This window comes from Paenibacillus xylanexedens (genome assembly GCF_001908275.1).
Lineage (GTDB): Bacteria > Bacillota > Bacilli > Paenibacillales > Paenibacillaceae > Paenibacillus > Paenibacillus xylanexedens_A.
The window spans coordinates 372,826-389,826 of the sequence record NZ_CP018620.1 but is presented as its reverse complement, the minus strand read 5'-3'; the positions used below and the strand labels follow the sequence as shown (position 1 = coordinate 389,826).

The window sequence follows — 17,001 nt, the reverse complement described above, 5'->3', positions numbered from 1 at the left end:
GTATGTGGTATTTGAAAGCATGATACCCATACTCTTCCCCGGCAGTTATTCCGCAGGAATTCCATTTGACGGGAGTCTTTCGATATATAGGCGGGTGAACCGCTTGGAGGTGTGGAGAGCATGAAGTACTTAAAGGTTTCGAATTGGGGTTACTCAGCGCAACGCATATTTATCATCTGTGCCTTCTCAATTATTCCGCTGGCGTTGCTGTTCACGTTTGCATACTTACCTGTCATCAACATGTTCAAATACAGTTTTACCGATTGGAACGGATACAGTAAAAGGTTTGATTATGTTGGGTTTGAGAACTATACGCGCATCTTCAGTGATCCCGAATACTTCAAAGTATTTATTGTCAGCTTGTACTACTTCGTGGCTACGTTCTTACAGATGGGCTTGGCGCTTTACTTTGCCACCATTCTGAGTTTCAAAGTTCGAGGCAAAAACTTTTTCAAAGGCATACTGTTCTTTCCATATTTGCTGAACGGTGTAGCCATCGGTTTTATCTTCCTCTTTTTCTTCAAACCGGACGGTACACTCGATATGCTCATGCATGCTGTAGGGCTGGGACAATACACGCAGCTCTGGCTCGGTAATCCGAATATTATCAACGTGTCACTCGCAGGTGCATCAGTATGGAGATACATGGGCTTCAACTTTATCATTTTCCTGGGTGCAATCTCCTCCATTCCGAAGGATGTGTATGAAGCATCCGATATTGATGGTGCCAATCGCTGGCAGCAATTCCGCCACATCATCCTGCCAAGCATTACACGCATCCTGCAGCTCAACCTGATCTTGGCGATTAGCGGCGCAATTAGTGCGTTCGATATTCCATATATCATGACCGATGGTTCCAACGGCAGTATGACATTTGTAATCCAGACGGTTCATTTGGCGTTTAAATACGGCAAGCTGGGACTGGCATCCGCCATGGCTGTGGTGCTGCTCTTGATCGTTATTCTCGTTACGCTTGTGCAGCGCGTCACCATGAAAGGGGAGGAATAAACGTGACACAACTCAAATACACCCTTGCGAGCGTGGTTAAATATGCTTCCCTGGTTATTGCGGCGTTTATCGCGCTTTTGCCCATCGTGGTCATCCTGTTTGCATCTCTCAAAACGAATGCGGAATACGCTACCAGCAGCCCGCTTGCTCCACCAGCCAACTGGCTGAACTTTGCGAACTATACGAAGGCTTTTGTGGATGGCAACATGCTGGTCGGTTTCAAAAATACAATTATTATCCTGATCATCTCCATTATAGGAGCGACTTTAACCGGTTCCATGATCGCGTATGTACTGGATCGGTTCAAATTCAAGGGCAAGAAAATTATGGTCGCGGCATTTCTGCTCGCTACCCTGATTCCAAGTGTTACGACGCAGGTTGCTACATTCCAGATCATCAACGCGCTCGACCTGTTTAACACACGCTGGGCGGCCATCGTGATGTACCTGGGTACAGATATCATCGCGGTTTATATCTTCCTGCAATTCCTGGGCTCCATCTCAAGTGCACTGGATGAATCCGCCATGCTGGACGGCGCGTCGTACTTCACGATCTACTGGAAAATCATTCTGCCACTGCTGAAACCGGCCATTGTGACGGTCATTATCGTGAAGGGTGTGAACATCTATAACGACTTCTACACACCGTTCCTGTACATGCCAAAGACCGATCTACAGGTCATATCCACCGCCTTGTTCAAATTCAAGGGACCTTTCGGATCGCAGTGGGAAGTCATCAGCGCCGGCATCATGATCGCCATTATACCAACCATGATCATCTTCCTTTTGTTACAGAAGTACATCTACAATGGCTTCGCGCAAGGCTCAGTTAAATAAAAAAACGAAAGGCTATATGAAATGCATATGAGAATGCACAGGAACGAAGAGGACAGAAAAAAGCTGGAGAAACGGAGGGGGCGCTAAAAGCTTTCTGAAAGAAAGCTCGCTCCGGAAGCATACGCTATCCCCGGATTTTTCCCTTTTATAAGGGGATCAAAAAAATCTGGGGATAACGGCGATCGGAAGGTTGTTCTGTCATCAAAGTGGTCTAGTGCAATTTTAAGTATTCATTTCATAAAGCCTAACCTAAGGGAGAAATGAAAAATGTCAGTTGCCGAAACGAAAAACGTACACATTGTTGGGGACGCTTTGCCGAATATGCCATGGGAAGCCAAACCGGAGGGAACGGAAGGCCCGGTATGGAGACACTCGGCGAACCCCGTGGTTCCGCGTAACCCGGTCAAAGGCGTTGCCCGTATTTTCAACAGTGCCGTTATTCCCTATGAAGGAAAGTTCATCGGGGTATTCCGCGCCGAAACCGTTAATGGCCGTCCGCATTTGCACATGGGTGCAAGCGAAGACGGTTTGGAGTGGACAATTGAAGAGGAACGCATTGCATTTGTAGAAGAAAATGGCGATCCGTTCATGCCGAACTATGCGTACGATCCACGTTTGGTCAAAGTCGAAGACACGTATTACATCATCTGGTGTACAGACTTCTATGGCGCAGCACTGGGCCTGGCCAAAACAGAAGACTTCAAAACATTTGTCCGCCTCGAAAATCCAATGCTGCCGTTCAACCGTAATGGCGTATTGTTCCCGCGTAAAATCAACGATAACTATGTGATGTTGTCCAGACCGAGCGACAGTGGACATACCCCATTCGGAGACATTTTCCTGAGTGAAAGCCCGGATCTGGTGTATTGGGGCAAGCATCGTCATGTGATGAGCAAGGGCGGCCAAGGTTGGTGGCAATCGGTCAAAATTGGCGGCGGGCCCGCTCCGATCGAAACGTCCGAAGGCTGGCTGATGTTCTACCACGGCGTAACTGGAACCTGTAACGGTTTTGTCTATAGCATGGGGGCGGTCATTCTGGATCTGGATGAGCCGTCCAAAGTAAAATATCGTTCTTCTAACTTCGTACTGACACCGGAAAAATGGTACGAAGAACAAGGCTTCGTTGATAACGTCATCTTCCCGTGTGCAACACTGCATGATGCCGAGACCGGACGTATCGCCATCTATTACGGCGCTGCCGACACGTATGTGGGCGTGGCTTACACAACCATCGAAGAAATCGTGAACTATGTGATCGAGACGGACGAAGTCATTGCAGGAGACCATGAAGAGGGCAAGCTGTAATTAAAGTGAAATTGCAGAACCAATCTGAAGAAGCGAAGGGGTCGCATAACGGCGATCGGAAGATGGTACTGCAATCGTAGTGAAAGTGTATATATTCGGTCATTGTATTTACATTAAGTGAACAGAAACATTAGGGAGCAATGCATATGAAGTACATCAAGGGATTTACATTTGGCTGGATGAGTGGCAAGGGCGACTTCCGCAAGCCGGAAGCCAAAGAATCCTTGCGCCTGATGGCTGAACGTACAGGCAGTTCTCATGTCATTTTTGCACTGGCTGCACATCAGGATCATCCACAGGAGGTAGAGGTCAAGTATCGGGGTGAACATCTGGTGGAGGATGATGAACTGATCGACATGATTCGTTATGCCCGTACACTCGGGCTGCGTATCATTCTGAAACCAACCGTTAACTGCACCGACGGCACATGGCGTGCACACATTAACTTTTTTGATATCGATGTGCCTTGTGAGCCGAAGTGGAAGGATTGGTTCCGCAGTTACACGGCATTTCAGAAGCATTATGCAGGGATTGCAGAGCAGGAAAAGTGTGAGATGTTCATCGTAGGCTGTGAGATGGTGCAATCCGAGCGTCGGGATGAAGAGTGGCGCGAGGTGATCGCCGCTGTGCGTGAAGTGTACACGGGACTGGTGTCATACAACACGGACAAATATCAGGAAGGTCATGTGAAATGGTGGGATGCCGTGGATGTCATCTCTTCCAGTGGTTACTATCCCATCGGAGATTGGGAGGCGCAACTGGATCGTATTGAACAGGCGATTGATCCCTATGGTAAACCCTTTTTCTTCGCGGAAGCAGGCTGTCCCAGCCGTAGCGGATCAGCCCAGGTACCAAACGATTGGGGACTGGAAGGCGAAGTGAATGCGGAGGAACAAGAGCGTTTCTATGAGGCGATGTTCCGGCATGTCAGTCAGCGTGACTGGGTACGCGGATTCGGTCTGTGGGATTGGAGTGCAAATCTGCACACGGAGAAGGATGCGCTGACCGATGACGGATATGGAGTTTACGGTAAGCCAGCGGAGCAGGTGATTCGTCGGTTCTATGAGGGCATCGCTGTAGAAGTTTAAATGAGAAACAAGAAGGCGTATGAAGATGGAATTCAGTAATATATCTGCATATGTACTTTCGTGATTTCCATGTTGTGAGCAAGGAATAACAGATTATGGTGGAGCTTATTTTTTCAGTTGTAATTCACATTCATGTCAAGAAGCCTTTCCTCCTACAGGAAGGGCTTTTTTGGCATATTTAGTAGTGATGCATACTATGTCGAATTTTGTTGACAAAAGGAGGGCTCCTGCCTATTCTTAATGGATGAATATGATAATCATTATCATAAAATAGAGAAAAGGGGTTCAACATCCATGTCTGTACAACATCGCAAATCTTCGGCCCTCACGCTGGCAACTATGCTCTTGTTGTTATTCGTTATTGTGGGTTGCAGCAATACAGGAAGTGGAGATGAATCCTCATCTGCTGCTTCGGATCAAACATCTACGAAGTCGATTACGATGTCATGGCCACGTGATATCGGTACAATGAATCCGCACACGTACAATCCTTCGCAATTATTTGCCCAATCCATGCTCTATGAGCCGCTGATCAGTTACCAGAAGGACGGAAAACTGGAACCTGCTCTGGCAGAATCATGGACCATCTCCGATGACGGCAAAGTATATACATTCAAGCTTCGCCAAGGTGTGAAATTCTCAGATGGTACACCATTTAATGCTGAGATTGTGAAAAAGAACTTTGATGCTGTAATGAAAAATAAAGATACACATAGCTGGCTGGGCATTGTAGGTGTGCTCGACAAGACCGAGGTTGTGGACGATCAGACTTTCCGCATGACACTCACAGAGCCGTATTATCCTGTTCTTCAGGACTTGTCTGTGGTCCGTCCGTTCCGCTTCCTGGGTGAAGCCGGATTCCCGGATGACGGAGATACATCCCAAGGCATCAAAGAGCCGGTTGGAACGGGCCCGTGGATGCTGGCTGAATACAAGCAGGACGAATATGCTGTTTTCAAACGCAACCCGAATTATTGGGGAACAGCACCAAAGGTGGATCAGATTACGGTCAAAATCATTCCTGACGGTGAAACTCGTGTCCTTGCTTTTGAAAAAGGCGATCTCGACTTGATCTATGGTGAAGGTATGATCAGTCTGGATGCGTTCCAGGAGCTGCGTGACAATGATAAATATGTGACCCAATTGTCTGATCCGGTGGGTACTCGCAGCTTGCTGCTGAACTCTTCCAATCCAAAGCTGTCCGATGTCAGAGTGCGGATGGCGCTCCAGCAAGGGTTTAACAAAAAGGCGATGGTGGAAGGCGTGACTTCCGGTTTGGAAGAACCAGCCGATACCGTATTGTCCAAAAACTATCCGTACACCAATGTAGACCTGGAACCGATCACGTATGACGTGGAGAAATCCAAAGCTTTACTGGATGAAGCGGGTTGGAAACTGCCTGCAGGTGGTACAGTTCGTGAGAAAGACGGGCAGCAGCTTGATTTTGAGATGATTTTTGACAAGACCGATCCGATTCAGAAAGCGATGGCTGAGACCATTCAGGCAGAATGGAGCGAGCTTGGGGTTAAGGTAAACCTCACTGGACTGGAACTGACGGTACAGATCAAACGTTTGAAAGCCAATGGTTTCGACCTGTATTTCTGGTACAACTATGGCGCTCCATATGATCCACATTCCTTCATTAATGTTGTAGCAAGCCCTGGATTCGGGATTTCCGAGACCCTGAGTGCGTTGCCGATGAAAAAGGAACTGGACGATCAGGTGCATGCAGCCCTGTCATCCACAGACGAGACGAAACGCCAAGAGTTATATGGCTCTATCCTGAAAACACTTCAGGAGCAATCGGCGATCGTACCGATCTCTTATATTAAGAAAACGGCTGTATATCAGAAGAAAATCTCCAACTTTATTTTTCCGGCGAACCGTGACGAAAATCCGTTTGTAGGAATCGAATTGGGCAATCAATAAGTCGTATTTACTTTAATTTCGGAAGCGGTAAGGCCTTGGCAAGGTCATGTAGCTTGATAAAAGGGGGAACGTTTGGTGATCAGTTATATCGGTAAACGAATGATCGCAATCATTCCTATCGTTTTTATCGCTACACTTGTTACCTTTGCGCTTATTCATATTTCACCGGTTGATCCAGCCGAGGCTTATCTGACAGCCGCTCATATCTATCCCACACCTGAGCTGCTTGCGCAAAAGCGGCATGAATTCGGTCTGGATCAGCCTTTGTTAACCCAATATGCGCATACGATCCAGAAGATTACCAAGCTCGACTTCGGCACTTCGTATCTCACCAATAAACCCGTATGGGATGAAGTGAAACTAAGGCTTCCCGCTACGGCTGAGCTAGCCTTCTGGAGTATGTTGTTATCCGCTTTGGTGAGTATTCCATTGGGAATACTGGCCGCAGTGTACAAAAACAGCTGGATTGACATGATCAGCAGGGCGATTTCCTATTTTGGCGCGTCGATCCCGCAATTTTGGCTCGGTTACCTGTTGATTTTTTTCTTCTCGGTGAAACTGGACTGGCTGCCTGTGGAGGGGCGTGGCTCGTGGGAGAATCTGGTTCTGCCTACGATTACACTTTCCTTGATTCTTATTGCGGTCTACACCCGATTGTTACGTTCCAGTGTACTGGAGCAATTGCAGGAGACATATGTACAGTATGCGAGAACACGCGGGATTCGCGAAAGAGTGATTATGCTCAAGCATGTCCTGAAAATCGCCATATCGCCCCTTATTACGGGGATGGGGATGAGTATGGGCAAGCTGCTCACAGGCACCATTATTGTAGAGCAGGTGTTTTCCTGGCCTGGGTTCGGACGTTATTTTGTCGATGCGATATTTAATCGGGATATTCCCGTTATTCAATGTTATGTCTTCCTGGCGGCCTGCCTGTTCATCGTATGCAATCTGCTCGTTGATCTGGTGCAGCTCGTTATGGACCCACGGATTTCAGCGAAAGGACGGGCAGAACATTGATAAACAAATGGCGTGCGGTATTTAAAGGACAGAGAGCCATCCAGATCTGCTCGGTGATCATATTGCTTTTCTTCGTGATCGCGTTACTAGCTCCATGGATTGCTCCTCATGACCCTGTGAAGGTGAATCTGTTGCAGAAGCTGGCGAGTCCATCGCTTGAGCATTGGCTCGGAACGGATCATCTGGGACGCGACAATCTCACCAGACTGATGTATGGAGCGCGGGTGTCGCTCGGATTTGCCACCCTGATCTTTCTGTCTTCTTTGCTCATAGGTGTCATTGTAGGTTCAATCTCCGGTTACCTTGGTGGCTGGGTGGACAGTCTGTTGATGCGCTTGTGTGAAGGCATTATGGCGTTTCCGAATCTGGTGCTTGTGCTGGGTATTGTGGGGATTTTTGGTCCAGGTCTGATGCAGGTGCTTCTGGCCCTCATGATGGTGCAGTGGGTATATTATGCACGTATCTGCCGGAACATGGTCGTTAGTCTGAAGGAACGGAACTTCATTGCGGCGGCGCGGGTTAGCGGCTCTTCTTCGTGGACGATTATTCGCAAACATATCATCCCCAACGTGCAGCGTCCGATCGTTGTGATGGGTACGCTGGAGATGGGATGGGCGATTATGGATATATCTGCTCTGTCATTCCTAGGACTCGGTATTCAACCACCAAATGCAGAATGGGGAGCCATGATTCATGAAGGAACAGGTTACATTCGCAGTCATCCGGAGTTGATGATCTACCCGGGTGCATTGATTCTGCTGGTAGTCATTACGTTCAACATTTTGGGAGAAGCGTTATCTGAGCGTTATGGCATTGCAAAAAGGTAGTGAGTCGGAACCGAAGCATACGAGGGGTGAACGTAACGATGGATGATGTAGCGAAGGTACTCGAAGTTCGTGGTCTGCAAGTGAATCTTAGAACAACAGAGGGTTCAGTCCCGTTACTGGAGCCCATTGATTTTGAATTAAAAAAAGGTCGTGCCTTCGGTCTGGTCGGCGAGAGTGGCAGTGGTAAGACCGTTACATGTAATGCCTTGCTCCATCTGCTTGATCCACGCAGGATGGAAGTGTCGGGCAGCATCCGTCTGAATGGACGGGAGCTTGGCTCGTTGTCGGGTGAGGAGATGCGACGCATCCGGGGCAAGGACATCGGATTTATTATGCAGAATCCGATGAATGCTTTTACACCCGTATACACAATTGGATCTCAGTTCATTGAAACCTTGCGTACGCATACGGGAATGTCCAAAGCAGCTGCCAGAGAGCGGGCCATTGCTGCCTTGGCAGATATGAACTTACCCGAACCAGCTAAACTGATGAAGCGATATCCCTTCCAACTGAGTGGAGGTATGTTGCAACGGGTGATGATCGCCATATCGATGTGCCTGCGACCGGCTTTGGTTATTGCTGATGAACCAACGACGGCACTGGATGTCGTGAATCAGTTCAAGGTGCTTCAGGAATTGGATCGGCTACGTACGGAGTATGGCACATCCATCTTGCTCATCTCCCACGATCTGGGTGTGATCTCGCAAATGGCCGATGAAGTCGCGGTCATGCAGAAGGGACGGATTGTGGAGCAGGCGGATGTGTACCAACTGTTCGATCACCCGCAGCATGAGTATACACGGATGTTGTTAAATGCCAGACCCAGTATGTCTTTGGGACGATAGTCAATCACAGATGAGTTGAATTGTTCAGTGAGTGTATGTGTAGAGCGGGAATACACTGTGTTTTGAGTGGGTAGGCGTAGGGGTGGAATGAACATGGTGATGTGTAATTTCAGCTTCTTCGGAGATTGCTTCTGCCAAGTACAAAAGAGGAGGGTGACCTGATGCTTCAGGTACGTGAAGTAAGCCATAGCTATGGCAAACGCAACTGGCTGGATCGTTCGGGAGCGCGTCCTCCTGTGCTGGCAGATATCTCACTTACGATAGAAAAGGGTGTGTGTCTGGGGCTCCTGGGTACGAGCGGGGCAGGTAAAAGTACCTTGGGTAAAATCATTCTTGGTCTGGAGAAGCCCAGCCAGGGTCAGGTTTTGTTTCAGGGTCAGGATATCTATCGATCCAGCAAACCCGTGCTTAAGGGATTACGGCGCGATCTGCAGGTCGTGTTCCAGGACTGTTATTCGGCTGTGAATCCACTCATGACTGCCGCGCAGATCATCGGGGAGCCGCTGGATAATTACGAGCGATTTTCGGCAAAAGAACAACTTCGTGTGATTGGACAACTGCTTGAGCAGGTCGGACTTACACCAGAGGATGCAAACAAGCTTCCGCACCAGTTCAGCGGTGGGCAATTACAGCGAATTAACATTGCACGAGCCATCGCGCTCAAGCCAAAGTTAATCGTATTGGACGAATCGATCAGCAGCCTGGATATGGTGCACCAGACGCAAATCTTATCTCTATTGGCTGAGCTAAGAGCGTCCTACGGGTTATCGTATCTCTTTATTACACATGACATTCGGGCCGCCATGACGATCTGTGACCGCATTGCCGTAATGGATCAGGGGAAGCTGGTCTATAGCGGTGATGCTGGGGGTTCGGTAATGCAGTCGGATCATCCGGCTGTGCAACAGTTGGTTACAGCTATTTTGCCTGAGCATCCGTCGGGTCGTATTTCGTTTAGGTAATGCGTTGTTTGTATTTGTTGTAGATGGCTGTTCATTGGGGCGCTAACCATGGTTGTTTCCATTGCATTACTGATGCGAAGTCGACTTTCCAAAGGCGGGCGATTGGCGTATGTAGTGCAGATTTGTCTCTCTAAGTGCAGGTCGCTAACGAACCGAGTCAGTGTTAAATGGCGATTTAGCGTGGAATGCAAAATGTAACGAACCTCAGTGAAGTTATTCCGGTGCAAACTAGTTTAAAATCATAAAATGATACACAGATCGAGGATATAACGCGTCTACGATTCGTTAAACCTCAGACTTATCGGAAATGGCGCTAATAGCGTGTTTACGGTTCGTTAGATCATAATGAATGCTAAAAGGGTTGTCCCCTACGTCTTGAACAAGACGTAGGGGACAACCCTTTTTTTGTAACTGGGAATAGGCACATTTCCTGTTTTCTGATATAAGTCAGACTATAAATACAATTGCACCACTCGTGGATTACAGGACTACCTTCACATTGCGCGTATCCACAGATTTTTGATTTAACTTAAAACGTGAAAATCTGGAGAGAAGTATATACTTCCGATGAGATTTTCTTGCAGAAGAGTGTTTACCCCATCTTCCGCCCAAGCTGCTCAATCTTATCAAGCCAATTCTTTCTCTGTTCATCTGACTTTTTACCAACTTGATCTACAGGTGTTATCCGCACAGGTTTGATGCCAGTCAGTGCAAATGTGGAGATTTTCATCATTTTATGTGCAGGCTCACCTTGGAACCATTTGAAGTACCAGCTCGGACCATCCATCGTGGTGATCATGCGAGCGGTGCGGCCTTTGAGCAGTTGATCCGGGAAAGGTTTTCCTTTTTGATACTTGAAGGCGTAACCTGGCATGAAGATTCGGTCAACGAAACCTTTCAACAGGGCAGGCGGTCCTCCCCACCAGATTGGGAACACCCATACGAGATGCTCGGCCCACTTTATTGCTTCTTGGGCCTCCAGCAAATCTGGTTCAAGTGGAAGTTTATTACGATATCCTCCTTCCAGATTCATGTTGAACGTCAACTCGTTCAGGGTGATCATGCGGACGTCGGCACCCGCCTGCACCGCACCTTTGCGGTAAGCTTCGGCTAGTGCGTCGTTGTAACTGGGGGAGACGGGATTGCCTTGAATAATTAATATTTTTTTCATGGAAGATGACACATCCTGACTATTTTAGTTAATGAACACTAACCTCATGTGCAAAAAGAAAAGGTCACGTATGACCCGGTAATCCATTCGTATATCCTAATGGTATGCTAACGATTCTCTTTTAAAAGTTGTTCAAAAAGTCCGCTTTTGATTACGAATCATGCCTAGCGGCATCATCAGCATCGAAGATGGGATTCAGCCGAAATAAGCGGAAACTTACGAAGGTTGTTTCCTTCGGAAACAATGTAGTTGCTCACGTCGTTTTCCCTACGCTCCGCTAATCCATTTCTAGCTTCATCCCATCTCCATTGTTACTCCTGGGGTACCTGCCCTAACATCGATGCAAGTCTGTGAACCGTTTCCCCCGTATAAGGTACCAACAGCTCCGGTAGTTCACCTTGCATACTGGAGACCGCCATACGTGTAATTGCACCGATCACCAGCACGGCTGTGAGCCGTGAATCCTGCTGAGGCAGTTCTCCCCGCATCATTCCCTGATCGATCAGATCCATTAACGCATCCAATGGCTGACGGTAATCCTCGCTGCTTCCGGCTTCAATGAATATTTCATGATTCTGTGAAATTAGCAGCAGCCCGTATGGATCTTCATCATGCAGATGCAGAACCTCGGTAACCAGTTGCTTGAAGCGTTCCAACACCGGACCTTCCTGTCGAACATACCCATCAATTAGTGCAGTATAGTCGACACAGTATTGGGTGAAGGCTTCCAGGGCAACGGCATCTTTGTTTTTAAAATGTTTGTAGATCGCCGCATCGGTTACTCCGGCGGCGTCACCGATCTCTTTGACGGATATGCCGTCAACGCCTTTGGTTGCGAACAAGCGCATCGCCGCTTGTAGGATATCTTTCTTTTTGCTATCCACATGAGATTTGTTCTTCATGATTGTATAGTAAGTGATTACTAACCAAAATGCAATAAGCAATTTTGAAACTCTGAATTGAGACACTGAATAAGCGCTTACGACCAAAGCTTGCAGGCTTGTGAACAGCAACGTATGATGAATAGAAATCAACATCGGAGTAGCAGGGAGAACGAAATGGAGGGTGGGTAGCGTGAACGAAGAGTTGGATGCATACAGCTGGGTGACGCCCGAAGGAATGCTGAATGATCACTATATAACAAGCCGCGAACAGTTGTATAAAGGAATGAACGGACGATATGTGGAGCGATTCACTGTTTCTACCGGTGAAAGTTATATTTTCAAACCACTGACGAATCCTGCACAGCATGGACGGGAACGATGGATGTACGAGCGTGTGATGTCTGGTCTACCTCCAATCTATCCGCAACTCATTGCAGTGTCGGATCTTACCATTGCACCGGCACAGAGCTGGATGATCTACGAGGATCTGGGGCAACTGGTGCATGATTCACAAGAAGCGACGATGCTCGGTGCAGCGGTACATATGGCAGCGTGGCATGCACTGCCTGTTACGGATTGGAGCGAACTGCCTCGCGTAGGCCAGAAACCGTCCATTCGCACGATGCTGGACGAGTTGCAAATGTATAGGCAATCTACGGATGAACTGTTATCCAGATTGAATATGCAGCTATCCGCATCCGATTGGGATAAGATCACTAGGTTGATCCTCACGGCAGAGGAAGAACTTCCTACTGTTTTGTGTCACGGAGACCTGCATCCAGGTAACATGGCGGAGGTGGACGGCAGACTGGTCATCTTGGACTGGGAGCATGCCCATCTGAATACGCCACTGTGGGATATATATCACCTAGTGGATCTCTCGCATCCGCTGTTTCCCAGAACGGTTACGCCTGCATTGCGAGAGCGGGTCATGGATGTTTATTTGGACAAACTGGGGAGCCTGGGCATGCAGATTGAACGGGTTTCTTTTGCAGAATGGTACGACGCTTATGCTATTGTATTCTCACTCTGGATGCTGCGTTTGATTGATGGTGACCTGAGAAGTGAGGAATGTGTGTGGCCGAAGGAACAGTTGCGTAACCAGTGGCATGAGACGGCAGCAACGCTTGAACAGTGCATGAAGCTCATGGCTGAGGAATAGAAATGAGGGGTGAGAAGCTTGCGTAAAGTCGGACTTGTTATGCGTAAAATTCAATTCACGGAAGCACAGGGGCCACGCGTATTTGCGGATCGGCTGAAGCAGATTGGTCTGGAGCTGGGCGTGGATATTGTGTTCATCTCACCGGAGCGTCATGTCAGCGGATACGACTGGTTGCCGGGTTATGAGCATGAGAAAGGTGACCTGGTGAACTACGATATCGTGCTGGACCAGATTCATAGCCAAAATATAGAGCATGTTATCTACACCGTATCCGGGTTTACGTTTTTGAAGATGTTCTTACCAAAGAGTGTATTGTTCCCGCACAGTTTCCCCGATCCCGCGCTGACGGGATATGAGATGATGAAGCCATTTTATACAATGGTGGATAAAGCGATTGTGCAGACGGAGTTTTTGAAAACAGAACTGTGCCGAAATTTCGGTGTACATGACGTGAACGTCATCCCGATTGGCTTTAGCGAAGAGCTGGCGAATCGGCACTATGATCCGAGTCAGGTTGTGCATAATCGGGTGCTTTGGATCGGTCGGGATGAGGCGAATCGTCGCCCAGATCTAGTTTTGGAATATGCGCGGCAGAACCCGGACAAGGAAGTATATATGGTGTTTGGCGGTGTACGCTATAAGGAAACCATGAAGATGTACGACATTCCTGCCAACGTGAAGCTGAAGTTTGCGCTCACGCAGGATGAGATATTTACGTTGATGAACTCATCCAAGGTGTATTGGAACTGTTCGGCCTTTGATACGTTTGCGATGCCGCTGACGGAAGCGATGGCGATGGGCAAAATGGTTGTGAAACCGGAGCATGCCTGCTACGGTCACATTCGATCCACGCATGCCTTTGCAGGCAACGAGGATAACTGGTTTGAACTGGTGAACATGGCTGCGGATGCGCCGCGCAGTGTGTCAGAAGACAACCGGGAGTATGCGTTTGGTGCCTTTTCGCGCACGAAGATGAAAGAAGGGTACCGACACTTTTTCTCGGATTGGTTGAAGTAACGTAAGGTCTGTAACACAGGGCTTGATCCATCCAGCAACAGGAGGGGAACCTTATGGAAGTACTGATCTTGTGGACATTGGGAATGTGGGCGGTGCAGCTGCTGATTGAATGGCTTATCTACCGGTTGCAAGGACGCCGAATGACGTGGGTACAATATATATTGCCATGTGTGGCCTTGCTCGGCGGTGCCGTTGTAATCATGATCAGCATCGATATTGGCGGGTGGAACGGCATCGGATATGCCCTGCTCGGCGCATCACTGGGTACCTCGGGAATGTTAACACTTATTACGGTGGCGATCAGGGATGTAATGCTTCGGCGACGGGGCAGGAATTAAGCGTAAGAATGAAACTACTGTACAGTATGATTGAATTGGGCGATAGGATGGTTGCAGGAATGCATTCGTCTGTGATATATTGACATTAATTATGACAAGGGAGGTGAAGACAGGTGAATCACGAGATGCTTAACAACCGTATTAGCCAGCTGCCGATTGCTATGGCTGGCATTGTTCATACTTTTCTGACCAAGGGGAGAAGTCTGTCCAATTTTGAATATACGGAAGTTAACATTTGCGAGAAGATGCCTGCCTTGACCTCTTTCGGACGATAAGCGATATTGCTTGAATTCTGAAGGGCCGCGGAGCTAACCTCCTGCGGCTCTTTTTGTGTTGCGGTCAGGATCTTCCATACCATAGGAGGAACCTTATTATGATAATGATTAGCGCGCAACAACTGACTCAATACCACGGAGCACATCTGGTGCTGGACGGCATTACGTTTGAAATTATGGAAGGTGACAAGGTCGCCCTAATCGGCCGCAACGGAAGCGGCAAGACCACACTTATGCGCCTGATGGCAAGGCTGAACAAGCCGGATGAAGGACAATTGATGATCAAGAAAGATACACGAATGGGTTACGTGGCCCAAGTTCCAGAAGGACTGGATGACCATACCGTTCTGGATGTACTGAGTCTTGGATTCAAGGAGCTTATGATATGTCGCACGCAAATGAAGGAAATGGAGCAGCAGATGTCCGATCCGGCATGTGCAGCAGATCCTGATCAATTGGAGCGCCTGCTGAAACGCTACGCGGCACTGCAAGACCAGTTCGAGCGTGAGGGTGGATACGAAATGGATGCCCGGATCGATCAGGTGGCGGACGGTCTGGATATCGCCAAGGCGCATTATGAATGGCGCTTCGGTTCCCTGTCCGGTGGGGAACAGACCCGGGTTGTGCTGGCCTCGCAGCTGATCGTAAAACCTGATCTGTTATTGCTGGATGAGCCGACGAACCATCTCGATCTGGAGCGGGTCGAGTGGCTGGAGGGATTTTTACGAGAATACCCAGGCACCATTGTCCTGATCTCGCATGATCGCTATTTTCTGGATCGGGTCGTGAATCGAACACTGGAGCTGGAGGATGGAGAAGCAGAAACGTCTGCTGGCGGTTATACGGAATATATGAAAGTGAAGGAACAACGGCTGTTGCAGCAATTCGAGGAGTTCAAGGAGCAGCAGAAGGTTATCAAGAAAATGAAGGAAACAATTCGCCAACTGGAGGAATGGGGTCGTGTGGGCGGCAATGAAAAGTTCTTCAGACGGGCGGCTTCTATGCGTAAAGCCATCGAGCGGATGGAACAGGTGAAGCGTCCTGTACTGGAGCGCCGCAATGCCGAGTTCGATGTGCGTCCTACGGATCGAACGGGTAAACGGGTAGCGGTATTGGAACAGGTCGAGAAGAGCTATGGTGAGCATGAAATTCTGCGCGGAATCTCGGGTCTGCTGGAATATGGGGATAAAATTGCACTCATTGGCCGCAATGGCTCCGGCAAGACGACCTTGTTCAAACTGTTGCTTGGTGACGAGCAGCCCAATGCGGGCAAGCTGGAGTGGGGAGCACGCGTGGATGTAGGGTATCTGGCTCAACAGGAGGAACCCACGAATCCGAAGCTGAATGTACTCGAATACTTCCGTCTGGAGGCAGGCGTGGAAGAGGGAGAAGCCCGCGGAATTCTGGCCCGATATCTGTTCTATGGAGCGGATGTATTCCGCTCTGTCGGGCAATTATCTGGTGGGGAATGGACGCGTCTGCGGCTAGCTCTTCTGGTGCAACGCAAACCCAATGTACTGCTGCTCGATGAGCCAACCAACCATCTGGATATCGCGTCGAGAGAAGCGTTGGAAGAGTCACTGGTTGATTTTGAAGGAACCGTACTTGCCATCTCGCATGATCGGTACTTCGTCAATCGCCTCGCTTCCCGTGTCTGGGAACTGGAGGACGGACAGATGACCGCTTATCTGGGAGACTATGAGGCGTATCGTGAGAAGAAGCTTGATTTGCAAGCTCGTGCGGCGGCGACAACTCAGGCTACAGCAGGCGTGGGCGTTTCTTCTCGTGGGAACGCCAAGTCAGAGATGAAGTCAGGTTTAACGTCCACGCCCGGCGGGACTGCCAGATCAGGGAAGAAGCCAGGAGCAACCTCGACAATTAACGGATCCACTGTTGTAGCTGCCGGTGGAAGTCATGATCATAAAGCTTCTACTGAATCAGGTAAGGCGTTGACCCCTTCGGCAACAGCTGCATCTAATCATAGAAGTGGCAATGGCAACAAACCGTCTGCGGAGAAGCTGGAACAGACTTTGGCTCGTCTTGAGGCACAGATTCAGGTGCTGGACCAACAGTTGGAAATGGTACAGAACAATCCGCTCGAACTGGAACAAATCTGGAATGATCGCGAGCAATTGTCCGCTGAATATAATGATGTATTGGCACAATGGGCTGAGTTATAAGTCCGAATGGCATGAGCATAAGATTGAACAAGCGAGGTCGGAGAATCATCTCCGGCCTTTTTGAACTGAATTACATACCAAAAGTAGAAAACAGTATGTTATTTCCTGCTTCCTTAAATTGAGAACGAAGGTAGCCAATATGTTCTTTATTACA

16 protein-coding genes are annotated in these 17,001 nt (G+C 48.6%); 14 read left to right on the top strand and 2 right to left on the bottom strand.

Annotated elements, in window-relative coordinates:
• The first annotated feature begins 120 nt into the window (after positions 1-120).
• The 9 genes from BS614_RS01560 to nikE all read left to right on the top strand — a co-directional run bounded on the left by BS614_RS01560 (position 121) and on the right by nikE (position 9,820).
• Positions 121-1,008, top strand: a complete 888-nt coding sequence (locus BS614_RS01560) for a carbohydrate ABC transporter permease (protein ID WP_074092704.1) — start codon at positions 121-123, stop codon at positions 1,006-1,008.
• A 2-nt stretch (positions 1,009-1,010) separates the two neighbouring features.
• Positions 1,011-1,844: a carbohydrate ABC transporter permease gene (locus tag BS614_RS01555; RefSeq protein WP_074092703.1), complete on the top strand. Its 834-nt coding sequence runs from the start codon at positions 1,011-1,013 to the stop codon at positions 1,842-1,844.
• A gap of 267 nt (positions 1,845-2,111) precedes the next feature.
• Positions 2,112-3,149: a glycoside hydrolase family 130 protein gene (locus tag BS614_RS01550; protein WP_074092702.1), complete on the top strand. Its 1,038-nt coding sequence runs from the start codon at positions 2,112-2,114 to the stop codon at positions 3,147-3,149.
• 146 nt (positions 3,150-3,295) lie between these two features.
• Positions 3,296-4,237 (top strand): glycoside hydrolase family 113, encoded by a 942-nt coding sequence (locus tag BS614_RS01545; protein ID WP_074092701.1) that lies wholly within the window; start codon positions 3,296-3,298, stop codon positions 4,235-4,237.
• Positions 4,238-4,531: 294 nt separating this feature from the next.
• Complete coding sequence (gene nikA, locus BS614_RS01540) at positions 4,532-6,166, top strand: nickel ABC transporter substrate-binding protein (protein WP_074096642.1); 1,635 nt, start codon at positions 4,532-4,534, stop codon at positions 6,164-6,166.
• Positions 6,167-6,241: 75 nt separating this feature from the next.
• Positions 6,242-7,186, top strand: a complete 945-nt coding sequence (gene nikB, locus BS614_RS01535; RefSeq protein WP_017691682.1) for a nickel ABC transporter permease subunit NikB — start codon at positions 6,242-6,244, stop codon at positions 7,184-7,186.
• Positions 7,183-8,013, top strand: a complete 831-nt coding sequence (gene nikC, locus BS614_RS01530) for a nickel ABC transporter permease subunit NikC (protein ID WP_074092700.1) — start codon at positions 7,183-7,185, stop codon at positions 8,011-8,013. The genes nikB and nikC overlap by 4 nt, the downstream gene beginning before the upstream one ends.
• A gap of 38 nt (positions 8,014-8,051) precedes the next feature.
• Positions 8,052-8,858: an ABC transporter ATP-binding protein gene (locus BS614_RS01525; RefSeq protein ID WP_074092699.1), complete on the top strand. Its 807-nt coding sequence runs from the start codon at positions 8,052-8,054 to the stop codon at positions 8,856-8,858.
• 161 nt (positions 8,859-9,019) lie between these two features.
• Entirely contained in the window at positions 9,020-9,820 is an 801-nt protein-coding gene (nikE, locus tag BS614_RS01520; RefSeq protein WP_074092698.1) for a nickel import ATP-binding protein NikE, read from the top strand.
• A gap of 592 nt (positions 9,821-10,412) precedes the next feature.
• Here nikE and BS614_RS01515 read toward each other — a convergent pair.
• Together BS614_RS01515 and BS614_RS01510 are read right to left on the bottom strand one after the other, a co-directional pair.
• Positions 10,413-10,991, bottom strand: coding sequence for an NAD(P)H-dependent oxidoreductase (locus BS614_RS01515; RefSeq protein WP_074092697.1), 579 nt, complete (start codon positions 10,989-10,991; stop codon positions 10,413-10,415).
• A 311-nt stretch (positions 10,992-11,302) separates the two neighbouring features.
• Positions 11,303-11,893, bottom strand: a complete 591-nt coding sequence (locus BS614_RS01510) for a TetR/AcrR family transcriptional regulator (protein ID WP_036671691.1) — start codon at positions 11,891-11,893, stop codon at positions 11,303-11,305.
• A 172-nt stretch (positions 11,894-12,065) separates the two neighbouring features.
• On the opposite strand from BS614_RS01510, the gene BS614_RS01505 reads away from it, so the two are divergent.
• From BS614_RS01505 to abc-f, 5 genes are all read left to right on the top strand, one after another.
• Positions 12,066-13,037 carry a phosphotransferase family protein gene (locus BS614_RS01505; RefSeq protein WP_084174364.1) on the top strand — a complete coding sequence of 324 codons (972 nt, stop codon included), beginning with the start codon at positions 12,066-12,068 and terminating at the stop codon, positions 13,035-13,037.
• A gap of 18 nt (positions 13,038-13,055) precedes the next feature.
• Positions 13,056-14,054 carry a glycosyltransferase gene (locus BS614_RS01500; RefSeq protein ID WP_074092696.1) on the top strand — a complete coding sequence of 333 codons (999 nt, stop codon included), beginning with the start codon at positions 13,056-13,058 and terminating at the stop codon, positions 14,052-14,054.
• Between the two features lie 53 nt (positions 14,055-14,107).
• Complete coding sequence (locus BS614_RS01495) at positions 14,108-14,392, top strand: hypothetical protein (RefSeq protein WP_074092695.1); 285 nt, start codon at positions 14,108-14,110, stop codon at positions 14,390-14,392.
• A gap of 113 nt (positions 14,393-14,505) precedes the next feature.
• Complete coding sequence (locus BS614_RS31735; protein ID WP_167544363.1) at positions 14,506-14,667, top strand: hypothetical protein; 162 nt, start codon at positions 14,506-14,508, stop codon at positions 14,665-14,667.
• A gap of 98 nt (positions 14,668-14,765) precedes the next feature.
• Entirely contained in the window at positions 14,766-16,847 is a 2,082-nt protein-coding gene (abc-f, locus tag BS614_RS01490) for a ribosomal protection-like ABC-F family protein (RefSeq protein ID WP_074092694.1), read from the top strand.
• Positions 16,848-17,001 lie beyond the last annotated feature (154 nt).

Coding starts and splice junctions, on each gene's coding strand:
- BS614_RS01560 (WP_074092704.1), top strand. CDS start 121: ATGAAGTACTTAAAGGTTTCGAATTGGGGTTACTCAGCGCAACGCATA.
- BS614_RS01550 (WP_074092702.1), top strand. CDS start 2,112: ATGTCAGTTGCCGAAACGAAAAACGTACACATTGTTGGGGACGCTTTG.
- BS614_RS01545 (WP_074092701.1), top strand. CDS start 3,296: ATGAAGTACATCAAGGGATTTACATTTGGCTGGATGAGTGGCAAGGGC.
- nikA (WP_074096642.1), top strand. CDS start 4,532: ATGTCTGTACAACATCGCAAATCTTCGGCCCTCACGCTGGCAACTATG.
- BS614_RS01525 (WP_074092699.1), top strand. CDS start 8,052: ATGGATGATGTAGCGAAGGTACTCGAAGTTCGTGGTCTGCAAGTGAAT.
- nikE (WP_074092698.1), top strand. CDS start 9,020: ATGCTTCAGGTACGTGAAGTAAGCCATAGCTATGGCAAACGCAACTGG.
- BS614_RS01515 (WP_074092697.1), bottom strand. CDS start 10,991: ATGAAAAAAATATTAATTATTCAAGGCAATCCCGTCTCCCCCAGTTAC.
- BS614_RS01510 (WP_036671691.1), bottom strand. CDS start 11,893: ATGAAGAACAAATCTCATGTGGATAGCAAAAAGAAAGATATCCTACAA.
- BS614_RS01495 (WP_074092695.1), top strand. CDS start 14,108: ATGGAAGTACTGATCTTGTGGACATTGGGAATGTGGGCGGTGCAGCTG.
- abc-f (WP_074092694.1), top strand. CDS start 14,766: ATGATAATGATTAGCGCGCAACAACTGACTCAATACCACGGAGCACAT.